The sequence below is a fragment of the Comamonas sp. lk genome, from assembly GCF_900564145.1.
In the GTDB taxonomy this organism is placed as follows: Bacteria; Pseudomonadota; Gammaproteobacteria; order Burkholderiales; family Burkholderiaceae_C; genus Comamonas.
On sequence record NZ_UOOB01000002.1, the window covers coordinates 719,131 to 737,970 of the forward strand.

An 18,840-nucleotide genomic window follows, 5' to 3' on the forward strand; every position below is an offset into this window, starting at 1 on the left:
TGTACCGCTGCCCCGTTTTTGTGCCGATAACCTATTGGTATTAGAGAATCCGCTCTCCCTATGGAGAGTCCGTACGACCCAAGGGTAATCCCTTGACACCAAAAGCTCACACTGGAGAGCATTTCGCCCTGTCAACACCTTTGCGCCCTGCCTGCCCATGCGATTTGTACGCCACCGCCTGATCTGGACCCTGCTGTTTTTGCTGGTCAGCATGTGCATCGTCATGCTGGTCGCCGGCCAGCTTGCTCTGCAAAAAGCCATGCTCGATGAAAGCGCCAGCGTGCAGCGCCAGCTGACGCTGTACGCCCAGACGCTGAGCCAGCGTATTGACCGCTACCGCACGCTACCGGAAGTGCTGGCACTGGATGAGCAGCTCAAGACCGCCCTGGGCCACCGCCTGTCTGCGGTCGAGGTCGATCAGCTCAACCGCAAGCTGGAGCAGGCCAACGGCGCCAGCCGCGCTTCCACCCTCACCCTGCTGGATCTGCACGGCAAAGCCCTTGCCGCCAGCAACTGGCGCGGCAAGCAAAGCAATGTGGGCGAGGACTACAGCTTTCGCCCCTATGTGCAGCAAGCCCTGGCCATGGGCAGCGGGCGTTTTTACGGCATCGGCATGACAACAGGCCAGCCCGGCTACTTTCTGTCGCAGGCCATACGCGACGATCAGGGGGCGATACTGGGGCTGGTGGCGATCAAGATCGAGCTGCAGGAGCTGGAACGCGAGTGGCGACAGTCGCCCGATATCGTGATGGCCACCGACGACCATGGCGTGGTCTTCCTGACCAGCAACGAAGCCTGGCGTTACCGGCTGCTGCGCCCGCTGGCAGCACACGAAGTCAGCGAGATGGAGGCCACCCGCCAGTTCGCGGACGAAAACCTGCAGCCCATGCAGTACAAGCTCGACAACGAGGCCGCAGACGGCGGCCGGCTGGTCCGTTTTTCCGAGCCCCCGCTTGCCGCGCCGGTACTCTGGCAAAGCCTGAACCTGCCCGATACCCAGTGGCAGCTGCACCTGCTGCACAACACACAAAACGCTTCGACCCACAGCCGCTGGGCCGCGCTGGCCGCCGGCGGCCTGTGGCTGGCCGTGGCGCTTCTGGTGCTCTACATACGCCAGCGCCAGCGTCTGGCAGCCTTGCGCCAGCGCAGCCGCCAGGAGCTGGAAACCGTGCTGCACCAGCATGCCCAGGAGTTGCGCACCGCACAGGACGGCATTGTCCAAGCCGCCAAGCAGGCCGATACCGGCCTCTCGCGCAGCCTGCAACATCTGCCGCAAGGCGTGGTGGTGATCGATGCGCAACTGCATCTGGTCGCCTGGAATTCACGCTATGTGGAGCTGTTTCGCTACCCGCCCGAGCTGATGCGTGTGGGCCAGCCCATCGAGACCCTGATACGCCACAACGCCAGGCGCGGCCTGCTGGGCAAGGCCGACGTGGAAGAGGCCATAGAGCGGCGCCTGGAGCATTTGCGCAGCGGCAAAGCCCACCTGCATGAAAGCGCCAAGGACGATGGCACGGTACTGGAAATCCGCGGCACCCCCCTGCCCGACGGCGGCTTTGTCACCAGCTACGCCGACATCACCAGCTACAAGAATGCGGCACGCGAGCTGCGCAATCTGGCCGATACCCTGGAGAAACGCGTGGAAGAGCGCACCCGGGATCTGGCCCAGGCCAAGCGCGAGGCCGAACGAGCCAACCGCTACAAGACCCGCTTTGTGGCTGCCGCCGTGCACGATTTGCTGCAGCCGCTGAATGCGGCCCGCATGTTCAGCTCGCTGCTGCGCAGCCATCTGCACGACGAATCCTCTCGCCGCGTGGCAGACAGCATTGACGGAGCGTTGGCTGCCCAGGACGGCATTCTCAACAGCCTGCTCGATATCTCGCGCATGGAGTCGGGCCAGCTGGCGGTGCACCGGCGCGACTTTGCGCTGGGCCCGCTGCTGCAGGTCATGCAGCACAACTTCGGCATCATTGCCGAAAGCCGCGGCCTTGAGCTCACCGCCATCGATTCGCGCTACACCATTCATAGCGATGAAGCGCTGCTGCGGCGCATTCTGCAAAACCTGCTCTCCAACGCCATCCGCTACACCCCCCAGGGCCGGGTGCTGATAGGCTGCCGCCGCCAGGGCGACTCTTTGCGCATCGAGGTACATGACCAGGGCCCTGGCATTCCCAAGGGCTTGCAGCGCGAGATTTTTGAAGAGTTTCGCCGCCTCAACGAGGGCCACGACCAGGACCGGGGCGCAGGCCTGGGCCTGGCCATCGTGGATCGGCTGGGCAAACTGCTGGGCCATGAGATCGGCCTGCGTTCCGAGCTGGGCAAAGGCAGCGTGTTCTGGGTCGTCGTCCCGCTGGGCCACGAAGCCGTGCCCGCACCCGAAGCGGCAGACCCGCCGGCCCAAGCCGACCCAGCCAGAGAAGACAGCATGCAAGGCGCCACCGCCTGGTACATAGACGACGATGCCCCCAGCTGCCAGGCCACCTCGGCCCTGCTGCAACGCTGGGGCTGCCAGGTGCAGCATGCAGGCGGCCCGCAAGCCGCGCTGGATCTGACGGCCGCCGGCAACGCACCGCAGATGCTGCTGCTCGATGTGCGCATGGGCGAGTTTTACGGGCCCGATCTTTATCCCCAGCTGTGCCAGCGCTGGGGCCAGGAGCCGCTGGTCATTCTCGTGACCGCAGAGCACAACATTGCCCTGCGCCGCCAGGCAGCAGAAAAAGGCTGGGGTTTCCTGCTCAAGCCCGTACGTCCCGCAGCTTTGAGGGCGCTGATCAGCCAGATGCTGCTGCGCCGCGAGAAGGATTAAGAACGTGTTGACGATCTCAGCCTAGCCAAGATCGCTCTCCGGCTCCAGGCTTTTGACCAGTACCGCCGCCTGGGTGCGGCTGTAGCACTCCAGCTTTTTGAGAATCGCCGTCACATGCACTTTGACGGTGTTCTCGGCCAGGCCCAGCTCATGGGCAATCTGTTTGTTGAGCAGGCCGTCGGCGATGCACAGCAGCACGCGAAATTGCTGGGGCGTGAGCTGGGCCAGCTTGGCCGCCAGTGCTGCATCGGCCTCCGAACGCTCGGCAGCCATGGAGGGAAACCAGTTATCCCCATCCAGCACGGCCAGCAGCGCGGCGGCCATATCGTCGGCCGAAGCCGACTTGGGAATAAACCCTGCAGCACCAAACTGCTGGGCCCGGCGAATCACACGCGGGTGCTCATTGGAGGAGATCACCACCACCGGAACTTCGGGATACTCGCCGCGCACATGCAGCAGCGACGAAAAGCCGCGTGCACCGGGCATGGCCAGATCCAGCAGCACCAGCTCGATTTCGGGATGGTCCTGCATGGCCGCACCCACGGTCTGGGCACTGGCCGCTTCCACAATCTTGTACAGCGCAAAGCGTTCGCGCAGCATCTGTATCAGCGCTGCACGAAACAGCGGGTGATCATCGGCAACAAGAAAAGTGGGATCTGACATAGGCGCAAGTCTGCCATGGCCGCGCTTTACCGTGCTGACACAGGGCTGCGACTTCGTCACAGCTCAGCACACGATGTTCAGCACGGTGACAAATACCCCATGGACAGCGCTGCACCGCCTGCCTACCATGCCTTGCGACCCATGTTCACACCACCCTTCACAGGAGAGTACGCCCATGCAGTTCATTCCCTACCTCAACTTCGACGGCAATTGCGCCGAGGCCATGGCGTTTTACGCCCAGCTTTTTGGCGGGCAGATTCTGCATCAGATGCGTTTCGACGAAATGCCGCCGGGCGAGAACATGCCGCCGCTTTCAGATGCCGCCAAGCAACGCATCATGCATATCCATCTGCAGGTCGGCGCCCAGGCCATCATGGCTTCGGACGCCATGCCAGCCGATCCCTCGCAGACCAGCGACAGCTGTGGCGGCGGCTACCGCAAACCGCAGGGTCTGTGGGTATCCATAGGCGTGGAGACCCAGGTCGAAGGCCAGCGCGTATTTGACGGCCTGGCGCAAGGCGGGCAGATCGCCATGCCCTATATGGCCACGTTCTGGTCGCCCGGCTTTGGCATGGTGACCGACCGCTTTGGCACGCCGTGGATGGTCAACGTCCAGACACCGCAGCCAGCCTGATTTTTTCGTTCAGGCTTCGGCCCGGTAACCCAGCGAGGCGCTGACGCGCGCGGCTTCCGCGCAGATCGCCTGGGCAATCGGGCCTTGCGGGTCAGGGTCGAACCCGCCGCTGGCGCCCAGCGCGCAAAGCACGCCGACCACATGGCCGGTGTAGTCAAACAAAGGCGCGGCCACGGCGCTGATGCCGGGCAGATTGATATCGCGAATCGAGGCACAGCCAGCCGCACGAATCTCGGCCCGCAAACGCCCCAGCGGGTCGGTTTTATCCAGCAACGCCCGCTTTTCCTTGGGGGCCTGCGCCAACTCCTGCTCCAGCAAGGCCTGGATCTGCGGCTGATCGTCCATGAAAGCCAGAAATGCCCGACCCGTGGCCGACCACAGCAAAGACATGACCGAGCCCACGCGCACGTTCACCGTCACCGGCAGGCCAGGCTCTTCAAAGCGCACGATGACCGGCCCCTTGTTGCCCATGACGGCGATGAAACTGGTCACCTGCAGACTCTCGCGCAGATGCGCCAAGGCCGGCTCGGCCACGCGTATCGGATCGCTTTGGCGCATGGCCGCCAAACCCACGCGAATCGCCTCGCTGCCCAGCGCGTACTGCGTGCCTCCTCGATCCTGCTCCACCAGACCTTCGGCCATCAGGCTGGCCAGATAGCGGTGCACCTTGGCGGGACTCTCATCCACCGCCGCACCAATCGCCGTCAGGCTGGCGCGTCCACCCAGGCCGGCCAGGGCCTTGAGCACGGCCAGACAGGTTTCCGCCGCCTGCACGCGCTGGCGGCGCTGGTCGGGCTCGACTAGCGGTTTCGCGCCGGGTGGCGGCGCCTGGACGGCGGTCTGCAAGCGAGTTTTCTTATCAATTTTCATAGCTACTTGCGCTTATCAATCAACAACTTCAGGCCATTCTCGCTCAAGAACTGCCCGTTTTCGGGTAATCCCTTGCGTCAAAATTACGCAATGCGTACCAAAATTACGCAAATCAAGAATCCGTATTAAAGCGGAACAGCGGACCGGGCGACACCCGAGAAACCCGCAAACACACCACCCTCGCCAAGGAGACATCCGATGAACAAACGCCTTTTTACCGCCTCGGTTCTGGCCACCAGCATGTTGTGGCTGGCCGGCGCACCCACAGCTGCCATAGCGCAGGAGAAATTCCCCAGCAAGAGCGTGCGCTGGATCGTGCCTTACGCGGCAGGCGGCGGCTCGGACTTCCTGGCGCGCGCCATAGGCCAGGCCTGGGGCGGGCAGATCCACCAGCCCATCGTGGTGGATAACCGTCCGGGCGGCAACACCGCCATCGGCGCATCGGAAACTGCCCGTGCCACGGCCGACGGCTACACCATCTTGTCGGCCGACAACGGCACGCTGATCTTCAACCCCGTGCTCTACAAAAGTCTGAGCTACAACCCCGGTAAAGACCTGGCACCGGTCACGCTCATGGGCCGCTTTCCCATGATTTTGGTCGCTGGTCCGGGCGAGAAGGCCAAGACCGCCAAGGAATTCATTGCCGAAGGCAAAGCCAGCAAGGAAGGCATCAACTATGCGTCTGCCGGCGCCGGCAGCCCCCACCATCTGGCCATGGAACTGCTCAAGAGCGAGACCGGCATCAAGCTCACCCACGCCCCCTACCGCGGCGCGGCCCCGGCACTGGCCGATGTAGCCGGCGGCCAGTTGCCCGTGATGATGGTGGACATGGCCGCAGGCGCTGGCTTCATCAAGGGCGGCAAGGTGCGCCCGCTGGCCGTGGCCAATGCTACGCGCCTACCCCAGCTGCCCGATGTACCCACTTTTGCCGAGCTGGGTCTGCCCAATGTGCAGGCCGCAGCCCTGGTCGGCATGGTGGCCCCGGCCAAGACGCCGGCCACGGTGATTGCCGCACTCAACAAGCAGGTCGTGGCTGCCATCAACGAGCCGGCCGTCAAGCAAAAACTGATCGACTTTGGCGTAGAGCCCGTGGGCAACACACCCGAGCAGTTCCAGAGCTTGATCAACAGCGAAAGCACGCGCTGGCAAAAGCTGATCAAGGACCTGAACATCACATTGGATTAAACCTCCACACGCTCCCCGCAGAGGCTGGCGGCAGGCCGCCTCTGCCTTTCCTCAGCCTTCCGTTTCGATGGCTCCAGACCCATCCGCCTGCCTCTTGAATCTGCCTCCTTGAGTGAGATCGCCATGACAGTTTCCGCCCCCGCCCGCTGCCCCATAGATCACAGCCAGTTCACCCAGGCCACGGCCCAGAAAGGCCCGACCGGCTGCCCCATCAGCCACGGTGCGGCTGAGTTCAACCCTTTTGGCGATGCCTACCAGCAGGACCCGCCCGAATATGTGCGCTGGGCGCGCGAGCAGGAGCCGGTGTTCTTCAGCCCGCAGCTGGGCTACTGGGTGGTCGCCCGCTTTGAAGACATCAAGGCCATCTTCCGCGACAACCTCACCTTCAGCCCCTCGATTGCGCTGGAAAAAATCACGCCCACCGGCGATGAAGCCAATGCCGTGCTGGCCAGCTACGGCTTTGCATTGAACCGCACGCTGGTCAACGAGGACGAGCCCGCCCATATGCCGCGCCGCCGGGCGCTGATGGCGCCCTTCACCCCCGAAGAGCTCAAGCATCACGAACCCATGGTGCGCGAGCTGGCCCGCGAGTATGTGGACCGCTTCATCAACGACGGCCGAGCCGATCTGGTCGATCAAATGCTGTGGGAAGTGCCGCTGACGGTGGCCATGCACTTTCTGGGCGTGCCCAAGGACGATATGGACACGCTGCGCCAGTACAGCATTGCCCACACCGTCAACACCTGGGGTCGCCCCAAGCCCGAAGAGCAGGTGGCCGTGGCCCATGCCGTGGGCAATTTCTGGCAGTACGCCGGCAAGGTGCTGGACAAGATGCGCGCCGACCCCGAGGCGCCGGGCTGGATGCAATACGGCATACGCAAGCAGCGCGAGATGCCCGAGGTGGTGACCGACTCCTATCTGCACTCCATGATGATGGCCGGCATCGTCGCCGCACACGAAACCACGGCCAATGCCACGGCCAATGCCATGAAGCTGCTGCTGCAGCACCCCAAGGTGTGGCACGAGATCTGCGCAGACCCTTCGCTGATCGCCAATGCCGTGGAGGAATGTCTGCGCCACAACGGCTCGGTCGCCGCCTGGCGACGCCTGGTCACCCAGGATGCCGTCATTGGCGGTCAAGCCATTCCTGCAGGCTCCAAGCTGCTGATCGTCACCTCCTCGGCCAATCACGATGAACAGCATTTTGTGGACGCCGATTTCTTCGACATCCACCGCGACAATGCCAGCGACCATCTGACATTCGGCTATGGCTCGCACCAGTGCATGGGCAAGAATCTGGCGCGCATGGAAATGCAGATCTTCCTCGAAGAATTCACCCGTCGCCTGCCGCATATGCGCCTGTCCGAGCAGGAATTCAGCTATGTGCCCAACACCTCGTTTCGCGGCCCCGAGCATCTGTGGGTGCAGTGGGATGCGGCGCAGAATCCCGAGCGCAAAGACCCGGCCGTGCTGCAAGCGCAGCAAGCCGTGCGCATTGGCGAATCCTCGGGCAGCGTGAGCCGCTCCATGGTCGTCGCCAGCACCGAGCAGATTTCCCAGGGCGTGCTGCGCGTGCGTCTGAAGGCCCCCGACGGCCGCGATCTGCCGCGCTGGACGCCGGGCTCACATATCGATCTGCAATGCGGCGACACCGGCATCTCCCGCCAATACTCGCTCTGCGGCAGCCCAGACCAGCCCGACAGCTTTGAAGTCGCCGTGCTGCGCGAAGAGCACAGCCGCGGCGGCTCCGAATGGGTGCACACCCAGCTGCAGCCCGGCATGCGCGTGCAGATGCGCGGCCCGCGCAATCACTTCAAGCTCGATGAAAGCGCCGGGCATTTGATCCTGGTCGCCGGCGGCATAGGCATCACGCCGATTGCCAGCATGGCTGCGCGCGCCAAGGCCTTGGGAATTTCATATGAAATCCACTACAGCGGCAGCCAGCGTGCACGCATGGCGCTATTGAAATCATTGCAGGAGCTGCATGGTGATCGGCTGCATGTTTACGTGGGCGAAGAAGGCCGGCGCGCCGATTACCCCCGCCTGCTGGCCATCGCAAAAACCGGCGCCCAGATCTACGCCTGCGGCCCGCAGCGCATGCTGCAAGGCCTGGAACAAGCCAGCAGCCACTGGCCCGAAGACAGCCTGCGTGTGGAGCATTTTTCCTCCGCCCTGGGTGGACTCGATCCGGCCAAGGAGCACGGCTTTGAAGTGGAACTGCGCGAGTCCGGCATCACGCTGCAGGTGCGCAAGGACGAGACCCTGCTGGACGCTCTGCGCAGCGCCAATATCGATGTGGAATGCGATTGCCGCGAAGGCCTGTGCGGTTCCTGCGAAGTCCCCGTGCTTGCCGGCGACATCGACCACCGCGACATGGTGCTGACCCGTTCGGAGCGCGCCGCCTGCACCAAGATGATGAGCTGCTGCTCGCGCGCCAGAACCGCCGAAAGCAAGATCGTCCTGGCCTTGTAATCGATAGCCTGACCGCGCGACGGCCGCTACATGTTCCAGATTCTGGGAGTGCTGCCTTGCAGCCCCCAGAGTTCGGCGCGCCAATGTGCCCAGACCTGCTTCCAGACATTCATCACCGGCTCCACCACCGGCGCCAGGCCGCGCAGCACCAGCATGTGTTCATTGGGCGCCGTCACACCAGCCACCACCGCTTGCCCTGCGCTTGATGCCGAGGTTTGCAGCAGCGCATGGGTACTCTCCAGAAGCATCTCGCGCAGCGGGCGCGAGATAGGCGAGCCGCTGGCAAACACCAGGCTGGCCATGCAGCGCCGCCCCGCCAGGCCCAGGGCCCCATCGAGCAGCAAGCCATCCTGGGCGTTGATCACGCCACGCTCCAGAAAACGGCCCGGCCATTCCAGGTGCTGGGTGAACTGGCCCTGTACATAAGGCTGGTCCGCCAAAGGCAGGCCCAAGGCCGTCACATCCCAGCTCAAAAGCTGTGCGCCTTCGGCCAGCTCGAACTCCAGATGATTGACGGCATCGCAGGCGTTATAGGCAATGGCTTCCAGCGGCAACCACTCCAGACGCGCGCCGGCGGCCAGTTTCAGACGCGTGCGTTGCAGCGCGGGCTTTCCATTGCTTTTGTAAAAGCGCGTGGCACCAGGCGTGGTCACCAGGGCATGCGCGCCGGTGTCCACCTGCACGGCAATATCGAGCACATCGCCGCCGACCAGGCCGCCGGGCGGATGTACCAGCACGTTGTGGCAAATCTCCGAGCCTTCCGGATACAGGCTTTTGAGTACGCGCAGCGGACCATCGTGCGTGAAGTGCACCGAGGTTTTTCGTGCGCCCTCGGAAAGCGTTTGCGAGCTGTAATTCAGCGCAAGCTGCGCGTGCCAAGTCATATCCGTCTCATCCTTCATCGCCTCAGCTGCCTTGTTTTTCACAGCGGTTCAGCCTCATCCGACTCGCGTCGCTTGCGCAGAAACCGGTGCTGAAAACACCTCAGCTCTTTTGCTTGTTAACTCATAGAAAAACGTTCGTTGTTGCAACGCAGCGCAGCTTCTACAGTCTCTCACATGCCATGCCGACCACGGCGCATGGCCCTTGATTTCAGGAGCTGTTTCATGTCTGCCCAAGCGTTTGCACACCAGGCTTTTCACCCCAAGCGGCCGCGCTGGCTGGCCGTCATGGGTGTGGCTTGCTGCGCTCTGTTGGGCGGCATCGCATCGGCACAAAACAGCTCCGCAGCCGCGCCCGTCTGGAAGCCCAGCAAGTCGCCAGAATTCATTGTTCCCAGCGGTGCCGGTGCGGCGCTGGATGTGGCGGCACGCAAGCTCACCGAGCTGCTGGCCAGAGAAGGCCTGTCGCCCAGCTTTGTAGTCAGCAACAAGTCCGGCGCGCACTCCATCTCCGCACTGGAGAGCCTGCACCGCCATGCCGGCGATGCGCATACGCTGATGACGCTCAGCAGCAGCTACGGCAACAGTCTTGCGCAAAATGCCCTGCCCGCCCATCTGCAAAAAGCGACGCCGCTGGTGACCTTGTTCAGAGAATTCACCACCGTGGTGGTGCGCGCGGATTCGCCGATCCGCAATGCGCAGGATCTGGTCGCCCAGCTGCGCCAGGACCCGGAGAAATACTCGATCGGCATTGCCACCACGCTGGGCAATCACATCCATCTTGGCGTGGCCCAACCGCTGCAGCAAGGCGGCGTCAATATCCAGAAGCTGCGCATTGTTCCCTACAAGTCCTCGGCCGAATCCATGACGGCTCTGGTGGGCGGGCATTTGGATGTGGTGTCTGCCACCACACCCAATCTGCTGCCCTATCTGCAGGCAGGCCGGGTGCGCGTGCTGGCCATCGCCGCCGACCAGCGTCTGGAAGGCGCTTTCGCCCAGTCCCCCACATGGAAGGAGCAAGGCATCGACTATGTCAGCGATTCGTTTCAGGGCGTGATGACCACCCCCGCTGCCACCGCACAGCAGCAGACCTACTGGGTCGGCGCGCTGCGCCGCGTCTCCGAGACGCGCGAATGGAAGGACTTTGTGGCACTCAACCAGTGGGAACCCATCTTCCTCGGCCCACAGGAAACGGCCAGCGCCTTGCATACCCAGGTTCAGCGCAACCATGCACTGCTTGCCGAGCTGGGCTTGCTGCCAGCCGCAGCCGTCCACATTGCCAAAGCCCGCTGAAGCGCGAGCATCGAAGAAAGCCTCTCATGAACATGCCCTTGCCCCACGCCCCGTTGCAGCGTCTCGATGAACAGCTGCAGGCGGCCAACACGCTCACGCCCCACGTCAGAGTGGCTCCTCAATCGGCCCATATCGGCGCCTTGATCAGCGGTGTGGTGCTGGAACGCCCTCTCAGTGCGGCGGAGGTGCACACCGTGCGCTCGGCCCTGCTGCGCTGGAAAGTCGTGTTCTTTCGCGATCAGCATCTGACGCACGAACAGCATCTGGCCTTCTCGCGCCAGTTCGGTGAACTCACGCTGGGCCACCCCGTGTTTGGCCATGTGGACGGCCACCCCGAGCTGTACTCGATTGCCAAGCACCGCAAGGCCAACCGCCACAGCGGCCAAGCAGAGCAGCGCCCGTGGACGGGCTGGCATGCCGATGTGACGGCGGCTCACAGCCCGCCTGCAGCCTCCATACTGCGCGGCGTCACCATCCCGCCCTATGGCGGCGACACCCAATGGACCAATCTGGCTGCGGCCTACAACGCGCTGTCTGCGTCGCTGCAGGCTTTTTTGCAGACTCTGCGCGGCGAGCACCGTTTCAGCGCGCCGCAAGGTGCGACGGCATCGGCCGAGTATCTGGAGCTGGTGCGCAACAACACCCTGGTCAGCGAACATCCCCTGATCACCGTCCACCCCGAAACCGGCGAGAAAGTGCTCTACATCAGCCCCGGTTTTCTCAAAACCGTCAGCGGCCTGAACACCCGCGAATCGCGCGTGCTGCTGGAGTTTCTGTGGGAGCACGCCGTCAGCAGCGAGTTCACGGTACGCTTCAAATGGGAGCCGGGCTCGCTGGCCTTCTGGGACAACCGCGCGACGGCACACGTGGCTCCGCAGGATATTTTTGCCCTGGAGTTTGACCGCCAGCTCTATCGCAGCACGCTGGTCGGCAAGATTCCCGTGGGGGCCGACGGCCGCGAATCCACGGCGATTCAGGGCGACCCGGTGCTGGCCGCACATGGCGCCGCGTACTGATATCAAATTTGTCTCCTGCTGAACACTCCGGGGTTTGTAGGTGCCGCTTGCGGCACCTTTTTTTGCCCCGGTCTGGCTTCAGATGGCCACCAGGCTTCGCACATTCTTTTGCTGCATCTCGCTGCCCGGGCCCGAGGCGATCACTTCGCCGCGCTCCATCACCACATAGTGGTCGGCCAGTTCTTCGGCAAAGTCGTAATACTGCTCGCACAGCAAGATGGCCATATCGCCGCGATTGGCCAGCATGCGTATCACCCGGCCTATGTCTTTGATGATGCTGGGCTGAATGCCTTCGGTCGGCTCGTCCAGAATCAGGATCTGCGGCTGCGGCGCCAGCGCGCGGGCAATCGCCAGCTGCTGCTGCTGGCCGCCCGAAAGATCGCCACCGCGACGGTTGAGCATCTGCTTGAGCACGGGAAACAGCTCATACAGCTCACCGGGAACCTTGGTGCGCGCCGAGCAGTAGGACAAGCCCATGCGCAGATTGTCTTGCACCGACAGGCGCGAAAAAATCTCGCGCCCCTGAGGCACATAGCCGATGCCGCTGCGCGCCCGTTCGTAAGGCGTTTTCCTGCCAATGTCGGCGCCCTGCCACTGAATGCTGCCGCTTTTGATGGGCACCAGCCCCATCAAACTTTTGAGCAACGTGGTCTTGCCCACGCCATTGCGGCCCAGCAGCACCGTGACCTTGCCGATCTCGGCGGTGAGGTTCACGTCGCGCAGAATGTGCGAGCCGCCGTAGTACTGGTGCAGATTTTGAACTCTAAGCATATTTGGCCTCTAGCACTTACACATCAAGCGCAAGCAGCTATCTAATTTGATTACTCACAGCAAGCATGGCGTCTGAAACTAGCGCAAGCCGAGCCAGGCAGCCGCGCAAGGGCCGCCCCGCCGTGCTGGCTGCGTCCCCTTCCCCTAGCGCGCAGCGCGTAGAGAGAGGGGGAAGGCGCGAAGCGCCTCAGGGGGTTAACGTCCTAAATACACTTCAATCACGCGCTCGTCGGCCTGCACCTGGGCCAGCGTGCCCTCGGCCAGAACGCTGCCGTCGCAGAGCACCGTGACCTTCTCGCTGATGGTGTCGATAAAGCTCATGTCGTGCTCCACCACCATCAGCGAATGTTTGCCCTTGAGCGTCAGGAACAGCTCGGCAGTACGCACGGTTTCCTCATCGGTCATGCCGGCCGCAGGTTCATCGAGCAGCAGCAGCTTGGGCTCCTGCACCAGCAGCATGCCGATCTCCAGCCACTGCTTCTGGCCGTGGCTCAGCAGCCCCGCCTGCCGCGTCACGCTGCCGGCCAGATGAATGGTGTGCAACACCTCGGCAATGCGATCCTTTTGCGCGCCGCTGAGCTTGAACAGCATGGAGGCCGCAATACCCTTGTGCGTCTTGAGCGCCAGCTCCAGGTTCTCGAACACGCTGAGCTGCTCGAACACCGTGGGCTTCTGAAACTTGCGGCCGATGCCCATGGCCGCAATCTCGGGCTCGCTGTAGCGCAGCAGGTCGATGGTGGAGCCGAAGTACACCGTGCCGCTGTCGGGCCGGGTCTTGCCGGTGATGATGTCCATCATCGTGGTCTTGCCCGCACCATTGGGACCGATGATGCAGCGCAGCTCGCCGGGGGCGATATCGAGGTTCAGGCCGTTGATGGCCTTGAAGCCGTCAAAGCTCACATGCACGCCTTCGAGGTAGAGGATGCGGCCGTGGGTCACATCGACTTCGCCGGCCACCAGGGGCCGCGCCATGCTGGCGCTGCGGCCACCGGATTCCGTGGCGAACACGGCCTGCTGCCGGGCCTGGTAATCGGCCAGGCGCTCTGCGCCTTCCTGCATCAGATCGGGCGTCATGCGCGGGCTCCTTGATTCAATGGAACAGAGGCTTCTGTGGCTGCAGCCTGCGGCTGCGCTGGCGTCTGAGATGGCGACCGGATTTCAGCCGATCCCTGAGCCTGCGCCCTGCGCTTTTCGCGCCACTGCCTGAGCTGTTGCGGCAGGCGAATCAGCCCACCAGGCATGAACAGCGTCACCACGATGAACAGCGCGCCCAGCACATACAGCCAGTACTCTGGAGCCGCTACGGTCAGCCAGCTTTTTCCGCCGTTGACGGCGAACGCGCCGATGATGGGGCCGACCAGGGAAGCACGGCCGCCCACGGCCGTCCACACCGCCATTTCGATGGAGTTGCCCACGCTCATTTCGCTGGGGTTGATGATGCCCACCTGCGGCACGTAGAGCGCGCCGGCCAGGCCGCACATCATGGCCGAGATGACCCAGATCGACAGCTTGTAAGGCAGCGGGTTGTAGCCGCAGAACATGGTGCGGGTTTCGGCATCGCGCACGGCTTGCAACACGCGGCCGTATTTGCTGCGCACCAGCCAGCGCGAGAACAGAAAACAGCCCAGCAGCGCCAGCCCGGACAGTGCAAACAGCAGCACTTGGATGCGCTGTGAAGTCAGCGAAAATCCCAGCAGGCTTTTGAAGCCGGTAAAGCCGTTGTTGCCGCCAAAGCCGGTCTCGTTGCGAAAGAACAGCAGCATGGCCGCATAGGTCAGCGCCTGCGTGATGATGGAGAAATACACGCCCTTGATGCGCGAGCGAAAAGCGAAGTAACCAAACAGTCCTCCAATCAGGCCCGGCACCAGAAACACCAGTAGCACGGTGGCCGCAAAGCTGCCCGACAGTGCCCAATGCCAGGGCAACGTCTTCCAGTCCAGAAAGCCCATGAAGGCCGGCAGCGCATCGGGGCCTGCAGCTTCTCGCATCAGATACATGCCCATCACATAGCCGCCCAGCGCAAAGAACAGGCCGTGGCCCAGACTCAGAATGCCGGTATAGCCCCAGATCAGATCGATGGCCAGCGCGCAAATCGCATAGCACATGAACTTGCCCAGCAGGCCCACCATATAGTCCGAGAGGTGTAGAGCGCTGCCTTCTGGCACCCACAGATTGAGCACCGGAGCCACGGCGCAGATGACGATCAGTGCGACCAGAAAAGCCGTCCAGCCCTTGCGGCTGAGCAGAGGTTCCGGCGCGGGGAGCGGAAGAGTTGGAGCCATTGAATTTGCAGCAGTCATGTCATGCCTCGGCACTGCGGCCCTTCAAGGCGAAGATGCCTTGCGGACGCTTTTGGATGAAAACCACGATGAACAGCAGCACGGCAATCTTGGCCAGCACGGCACCGGTCCAGCCTTCGAGCAGCTTGCTGAGCACGCCCAGGCCCAGAGCCGCATAGACGGTGCCGGCCAGTTGCCCCACGCCGCCCAGTACCACCACCAGAAAGCTGTCCACGATGTAGTTCTGACCCAGGTCCGGGCCCACATTGCCGATCTGACTCAAGGCGCAACCGGCCAGGCCGGCTATGCCCGAGCCCAGAGCAAACGCATAGGTGTCGGTCCGTGCAGTGTTCACGCCTACGCAGGACGCCATGGCCCGGTTTTGCGTGACGCCGCGCACAAACAGGCCCAGTCGCGTTCTGGCAATCAAAAAGGCCACGGCAGCCAGCACGGCAAAGGCAAACACGATGATGGCAATGCGGTTGTAAGGCAGCGTGAGATTGGGCAGCAGCGCAATGCCGCCGCTCATCCAGGCGGGATTTTCCACACCCACGTTCTGCGCGCCAAACAGGCTGCGCACGGTCTGCTGCAACACCAGACTGATACCGAAGGTGGCCAACAGCGTCTCCAGCGGGCGACCATAGAGAAAACGGATCACGCCACGCTCCAGAATCGCCCCCACCAAGGCCGATGCCAGAAAGGCCACGGGAATGGAAACCACCAGATACCAGCCAAAAGCCGCTTCGGGCACCCAGTGCTGGAATGCGACTTGCACCAGATAAGTGGCATAGGCGCCGATCATGATCAGCTCGCCATGCGCCATATTGATGACGCCCATCAGCCCGTAGGTGATGGCCAGGCCCAGCGCGGCCAACAGCAGCACGGAACCCAGACTGATGCCGCTGAAGACAGCGCCCAGCCTGTCGCCCCAGCTCAGCGATTCGGCAATACCCGATAGCGCGGCCTTGATGGCTTTTTGCACCACAGGATCGGTCTCGTCAGAAAGCCGCTGGTTCAACAACAGCTGCGTCTCGGGTGTCTGCTGGTGTGACAACTGCTCCACCGCCCGCAGGCGCTGCTGCGCGTCGTCGCTGCCCAGCAAGCTGGCGGCCTTTGCCCGCTGCAGCAGGGTTTTGACCTGCTCGTCCTTCTCCGCCGCCAGCGCTTTTTCAATCAGCGGCAGACGATCCGCGTCGGGTTCTGCTGCCAGCTTTTCGGCGGCCGATCGGCGTTGCAGCACATCGCCGCTTTGCAGCGCCAGCGCAGCCTGCGCGGTGTCGATCACGCTACGCATGTAGTTGTTGTTGACGACTTCTTGCGCATCGGCCGGCAGCGTGGCGGCGGTGCCGCTGCTGGGGTCGGTGGCGGCCTCGCCGCTCACCACATAGGCCTTGCCACCGGCCAGTTGCACCTGGTCATTGCCAAGTGCCGCAAGATAGGCCGCAAGCCTGCCGCCATCGCTGAGTGCATCGGGGGCCAGCACGGCCTGATTGATGGCGGCCACGCGTTGCTCCGCATCCTCTGCTGCCGCCATGGCATAAGCCTGTTCTGAGGTCAGTGCATGACTGGGAGCGCTGAGCAGCGCAGCCAGGCTGACCAAGCCGGCCATCGCAGCCATCCGCCACGGCTTGTGCAAGTAGTTCATGATGAAATCCGTTCGCTGCGCTCATTCATCAAGCGCATTCAGCTATTGCTTTAAGAGCGGGAGAGCCCACCAGACCTCTCCCGCTGCTTTCAAGAATCAGGAGCTCTTGCCGTTGGGCTCGTCCTTCTTCTTGTCATTGCCTGCGATGAAGGGACTCCACGGCTGGGCCTTGACCGGGCCCTTGGTCTTCCACACCACGCTGAACTGGCCGTCGGCCTTGATCTCGCCCACCATCACCGGCTTGTGCAGATGGTGGTTTTTCTCATCCATCTTCACGGTAAAGCCGTCGGGCGCAACAAAGGTCTGGCCGGCCATCGCGGCGATCACCTTGTCGGTGTCGGTGCTCTTGGCTTTTTCCACGGCCTGCTTCCACATATGGATGCCGACCCAGGTGGCTTCCATGGGGTCGTTGGTCAGGGGCTTGTCCTTGTGGCCAGCGATGTTCTTGGCCTTGGCATAGTCGCCCCACTGCTTGATGAAAGCCGTGTTGGTGGGGTTCTTCACGCTCATGAAATAGTTCCATGCCGCCAGGTGGCCGACCAGGGGCTTGGTATCCACGCCGCGCAGCTCTTCCTCGCCCACGCTGAAGGCCACCACCGGTACATCTTTGGCCTTGAGGCCGGCATTGCCCAGCTCTTTGTAGAAGGGCACGTTGGAGTCGCCATTGATGGTGGAAATCACCGCCGTCTTGCCGCCGGTGGAGAACTTCTTCACATCGGCCACGATGGTCTGGTAATCGCTGTGACCGAAGGGCGTATAGGTTTCCATGATGTCGGAATCCTTCACGCCCTTGGACTTGAGGAAGGCACGCAAAATCTTGTTGGTGGTGCGCGGGTACACATAGTCGGTACCCAGCAGCACAAAGCGCTTGGCGCCACCGCCCTCCTTGCTCATCAGATATTCAACGGCTGGAATGGCTTGCTGGTTGGGCGCAGCGCCGGTGTAGAACACATTCTTGGAGAGTTCCTCACCCTCGTACTGCACGGGGTAGAACAGCAGGCCGTTGTTCTGCTCGAACACCGGCAGCACCGACTTGCGCGAGACGCTGGTCCAGCAGCCAAAGACCACGGCCACCTTGTCCTGCGTGATCAGCTGCTTGGCCTTCTCTGCAAACAGCGGCCAGTTGGAGGCGGGATCGACCACCACGGCTTCCAGCTTCTTGCCCAGCACGCCGCCTTTGGCGTTGATGTCCTCAATCGCCATCAGCACCGTGTCCTTGAGCACCGTCTCCGAGATCGCCATGGTTCCGGAGAGGCTGTGCAGCACGCCGACCTTGATGGTGTCGGCAGCCTGGGCGCTCAAGCCCGTCAGACCCAGACCGGCGACGGCTGCGGCGGCAGCCAAAGTTTTCATGGCAGTTCTACGCTTGAACATGGTGATCAACCCCTTGTGCATCAGTGATTCGGATGGGTTACGGCAAGCAGAGGGCTTGTCGTATGCAATGCACTTAGCAAGAGGTGTGCCACGCGCGCTTGATGGCCGCCGCGATGGTGATTACGCCGGTCTATCGCGCCGACATGCACCAAGATCGATCGATACACGGCCTTTGCACCACATGCAGCACCGTTGTGGTGAGCCATGCACCACAAACACTCAATGCACCGTAAAGCGCAGCAAATATTCGTAGCTGCGTTGCGTGGTCCTCACATCGCCCTGGATGGGCTCGCGCCATATGGCTTGCAAGCTGTTGTTGCCCCGGGTCGGCGTCATCTGGGCTTTGCCCTGGACATCGGTAAAGGTGGGCGATCCATGTTCGCCCCAGCTCACACGAACGCCGGCCTTGGGCTTTCCATGCAGCAACACTTGCACCTGAAACGGCTGCCCCGCATGTGGCGACCGGCCTTGCAAAGGCACGATTTCAAAATCCTGGGCCAACGGCTTTTGTAGCACCGCCCCCCACTGCACCACGGTCTTGTGGAACTTGCGCGCATGCACGCCACGCACAGCGCCGGGGTTCTTGTCCATGGACAAAGGCAGCATGTCGCCCTCGGGCTTGGCACTGCTGAAATAACCGTTGTCCAGCTCCACCGCAATCAGGGCGGTCTTGGCATCGGGTTTGACGCGAATCCCGCCACGCACGCTCTGCACATCGCAGCTCACCTCGCGCCCACGCAGGTCATAGGCATGCACGCGCTGCAGCTTGGCGGGGTCGAAGGTTTCGGTCTTGCCCTCATGGCCGCCAAACTGCATGACGTAGCCGCCCTGGGCATCGGGCTCCAGCCAGACGTTATGGGCATATACCGGATTGGCACAGAGCAGCCAGGCCGTAGCGGTCGTGCAGAGAATGCGCGCAATCCCGCTTTTACGGGTTGATGGCTGAGACAT

General features: G+C 62.7%; 15 protein-coding genes. 6 read left to right on the forward strand and 9 right to left on the reverse strand.

From position 1 onward, the window contains the following. Positions 1-211: 211 nt before the first annotated feature. Complete coding sequence (locus EAO39_RS22115; protein ID WP_120971944.1) at positions 212-2,806, forward strand: PAS-domain containing protein; 2,595 nt, start codon at positions 212-214, stop codon at positions 2,804-2,806. Between the two features lie 21 nt (positions 2,807-2,827). On the opposite strand, the gene EAO39_RS22120 is transcribed toward EAO39_RS22115, so the two are convergent. Then, complete coding sequence (locus EAO39_RS22120; RefSeq protein ID WP_120971806.1) at positions 2,828-3,469, reverse strand: response regulator transcription factor; 642 nt, start codon at positions 3,467-3,469, stop codon at positions 2,828-2,830. 175 nt (positions 3,470-3,644) lie between these two features. Here EAO39_RS22120 and EAO39_RS22125 point away from each other — a divergent pair, with 175 nt between their 5' ends. After that, positions 3,645-4,103: a VOC family protein gene (locus tag EAO39_RS22125; protein WP_120971807.1), complete on the forward strand. Its 459-nt coding sequence runs from the start codon at positions 3,645-3,647 to the stop codon at positions 4,101-4,103. Between the two features lie 9 nt (positions 4,104-4,112). Here the strand turns inward: EAO39_RS22125 and EAO39_RS22130 are convergent, their stop codons facing one another. Further along, positions 4,113-4,949: an IclR family transcriptional regulator gene (locus EAO39_RS22130; protein ID WP_240467166.1), complete on the reverse strand. Its 837-nt coding sequence runs from the start codon at positions 4,947-4,949 to the stop codon at positions 4,113-4,115. A 222-nt stretch (positions 4,950-5,171) separates the two neighbouring features. Here EAO39_RS22130 and EAO39_RS22135 point away from each other — a divergent pair, with 222 nt between their 5' ends. Both EAO39_RS22135 and EAO39_RS22140 read left to right on the forward strand, forming a co-directional pair. After that, the gene (locus EAO39_RS22135) at positions 5,172-6,158 is read left to right on the forward strand and encodes a tripartite tricarboxylate transporter substrate binding protein (RefSeq protein ID WP_120971809.1); all 987 of its coding nucleotides are present in this window, start codon (positions 5,172-5,174) and stop codon (positions 6,156-6,158) included. A 123-nt stretch (positions 6,159-6,281) separates the two neighbouring features. Then, positions 6,282-8,630, forward strand: coding sequence for a cytochrome P450/oxidoreductase (locus EAO39_RS22140; protein ID WP_120971810.1), 2,349 nt, complete (start codon positions 6,282-6,284; stop codon positions 8,628-8,630). Positions 8,631-8,656: 26 nt separating this feature from the next. On the opposite strand, the gene EAO39_RS22145 is transcribed toward EAO39_RS22140, so the two are convergent. After that, positions 8,657-9,514 carry an urease accessory protein UreD gene (locus EAO39_RS22145; protein ID WP_120971945.1) on the reverse strand — a complete coding sequence of 286 codons (858 nt, stop codon included), beginning with the start codon at positions 9,512-9,514 and terminating at the stop codon, positions 8,657-8,659. Between the two features lie 222 nt (positions 9,515-9,736). Here EAO39_RS22145 and EAO39_RS22150 point away from each other — a divergent pair, with 222 nt between their 5' ends. Together EAO39_RS22150 and EAO39_RS22155 are read left to right on the forward strand one after the other, a co-directional pair. Then, positions 9,737-10,804, forward strand: a complete 1,068-nt coding sequence (locus EAO39_RS22150) for a tripartite tricarboxylate transporter substrate binding protein (RefSeq protein ID WP_240467167.1) — start codon at positions 9,737-9,739, stop codon at positions 10,802-10,804. Between the two features lie 26 nt (positions 10,805-10,830). After that, the gene (locus EAO39_RS22155; RefSeq protein WP_120971811.1) at positions 10,831-11,820 is read left to right on the forward strand and encodes a TauD/TfdA family dioxygenase; all 990 of its coding nucleotides are present in this window, start codon (positions 10,831-10,833) and stop codon (positions 11,818-11,820) included. A 78-nt stretch (positions 11,821-11,898) separates the two neighbouring features. Here the strand turns inward: EAO39_RS22155 and urtE are convergent, their stop codons facing one another. From urtE to EAO39_RS22185, 6 genes are all read right to left on the reverse strand, one after another. Next, positions 11,899-12,591: an urea ABC transporter ATP-binding subunit UrtE gene (urtE, locus tag EAO39_RS22160; protein WP_120971812.1), complete on the reverse strand. Its 693-nt coding sequence runs from the start codon at positions 12,589-12,591 to the stop codon at positions 11,899-11,901. 195 nt (positions 12,592-12,786) lie between these two features. Further along, positions 12,787-13,665, reverse strand: coding sequence for an urea ABC transporter ATP-binding protein UrtD (gene urtD, locus EAO39_RS22165; RefSeq protein WP_120971813.1), 879 nt, complete (start codon positions 13,663-13,665; stop codon positions 12,787-12,789). Continuing rightward, positions 13,662-14,873, reverse strand: a complete 1,212-nt coding sequence (urtC, locus tag EAO39_RS22170; RefSeq protein ID WP_120971814.1) for an urea ABC transporter permease subunit UrtC — start codon at positions 14,871-14,873, stop codon at positions 13,662-13,664. The genes urtD and urtC overlap by 4 nt, the downstream gene beginning before the upstream one ends. A 19-nt stretch (positions 14,874-14,892) precedes the next feature. After that, positions 14,893-16,515, reverse strand: a complete 1,623-nt coding sequence (gene urtB / locus EAO39_RS22175; RefSeq protein ID WP_120971815.1) for an urea ABC transporter permease subunit UrtB — start codon at positions 16,513-16,515, stop codon at positions 14,893-14,895. 96 nt (positions 16,516-16,611) lie between these two features. Continuing rightward, positions 16,612-17,889: an urea ABC transporter substrate-binding protein gene (urtA, locus tag EAO39_RS22180; RefSeq protein ID WP_120971947.1), complete on the reverse strand. Its 1,278-nt coding sequence runs from the start codon at positions 17,887-17,889 to the stop codon at positions 16,612-16,614. Between the two features lie 219 nt (positions 17,890-18,108). Continuing rightward, positions 18,109-18,840 carry a DUF4198 domain-containing protein gene (locus EAO39_RS22185; RefSeq protein ID WP_120971948.1) on the reverse strand — a complete coding sequence of 244 codons (732 nt, stop codon included), beginning with the start codon at positions 18,838-18,840 and terminating at the stop codon, positions 18,109-18,111.

Excerpts from the sequence above, each read along its gene's own strand:
- EAO39_RS22115 (WP_120971944.1), top strand. The coding sequence starts at position 212 with ATGTGCATCGTCATGCTGGTCGCCGGCCAGCTTGCTCTGCAAAAAGCC.
- EAO39_RS22120 (WP_120971806.1), bottom strand. The coding sequence starts at position 3,469 with ATGTCAGATCCCACTTTTCTTGTTGCCGATGATCACCCGCTGTTTCGT.
- EAO39_RS22125 (WP_120971807.1), top strand. The coding sequence starts at position 3,645 with ATGCAGTTCATTCCCTACCTCAACTTCGACGGCAATTGCGCCGAGGCC.
- EAO39_RS22135 (WP_120971809.1), top strand. The coding sequence starts at position 5,172 with ATGAACAAACGCCTTTTTACCGCCTCGGTTCTGGCCACCAGCATGTTG.
- EAO39_RS22140 (WP_120971810.1), top strand. The coding sequence starts at position 6,282 with ATGACAGTTTCCGCCCCCGCCCGCTGCCCCATAGATCACAGCCAGTTC.
- EAO39_RS22145 (WP_120971945.1), bottom strand. The coding sequence starts at position 9,514 with ATGACTTGGCACGCGCAGCTTGCGCTGAATTACAGCTCGCAAACGCTT.
- EAO39_RS22150 (WP_240467167.1), top strand. The coding sequence starts at position 9,737 with ATGTCTGCCCAAGCGTTTGCACACCAGGCTTTTCACCCCAAGCGGCCG.
- EAO39_RS22155 (WP_120971811.1), top strand. The coding sequence starts at position 10,831 with ATGAACATGCCCTTGCCCCACGCCCCGTTGCAGCGTCTCGATGAACAG.
- urtE (WP_120971812.1), bottom strand. The coding sequence starts at position 12,591 with ATGCTTAGAGTTCAAAATCTGCACCAGTACTACGGCGGCTCGCACATT.
- urtD (WP_120971813.1), bottom strand. The coding sequence starts at position 13,665 with ATGACGCCCGATCTGATGCAGGAAGGCGCAGAGCGCCTGGCCGATTAC.
- urtC (WP_120971814.1), bottom strand. The coding sequence starts at position 14,873 with ATGGCTCCAACTCTTCCGCTCCCCGCGCCGGAACCTCTGCTCAGCCGC.
- urtB (WP_120971815.1), bottom strand. The coding sequence starts at position 16,515 with ATGAACTACTTGCACAAGCCGTGGCGGATGGCTGCGATGGCCGGCTTG.
- urtA (WP_120971947.1), bottom strand. The coding sequence starts at position 17,889 with ATGTTCAAGCGTAGAACTGCCATGAAAACTTTGGCTGCCGCCGCAGCC.
- EAO39_RS22185 (WP_120971948.1), bottom strand. The coding sequence starts at position 18,840 with ATGTCTCAGCCATCAACCCGTAAAAGCGGGATTGCGCGCATTCTCTGC.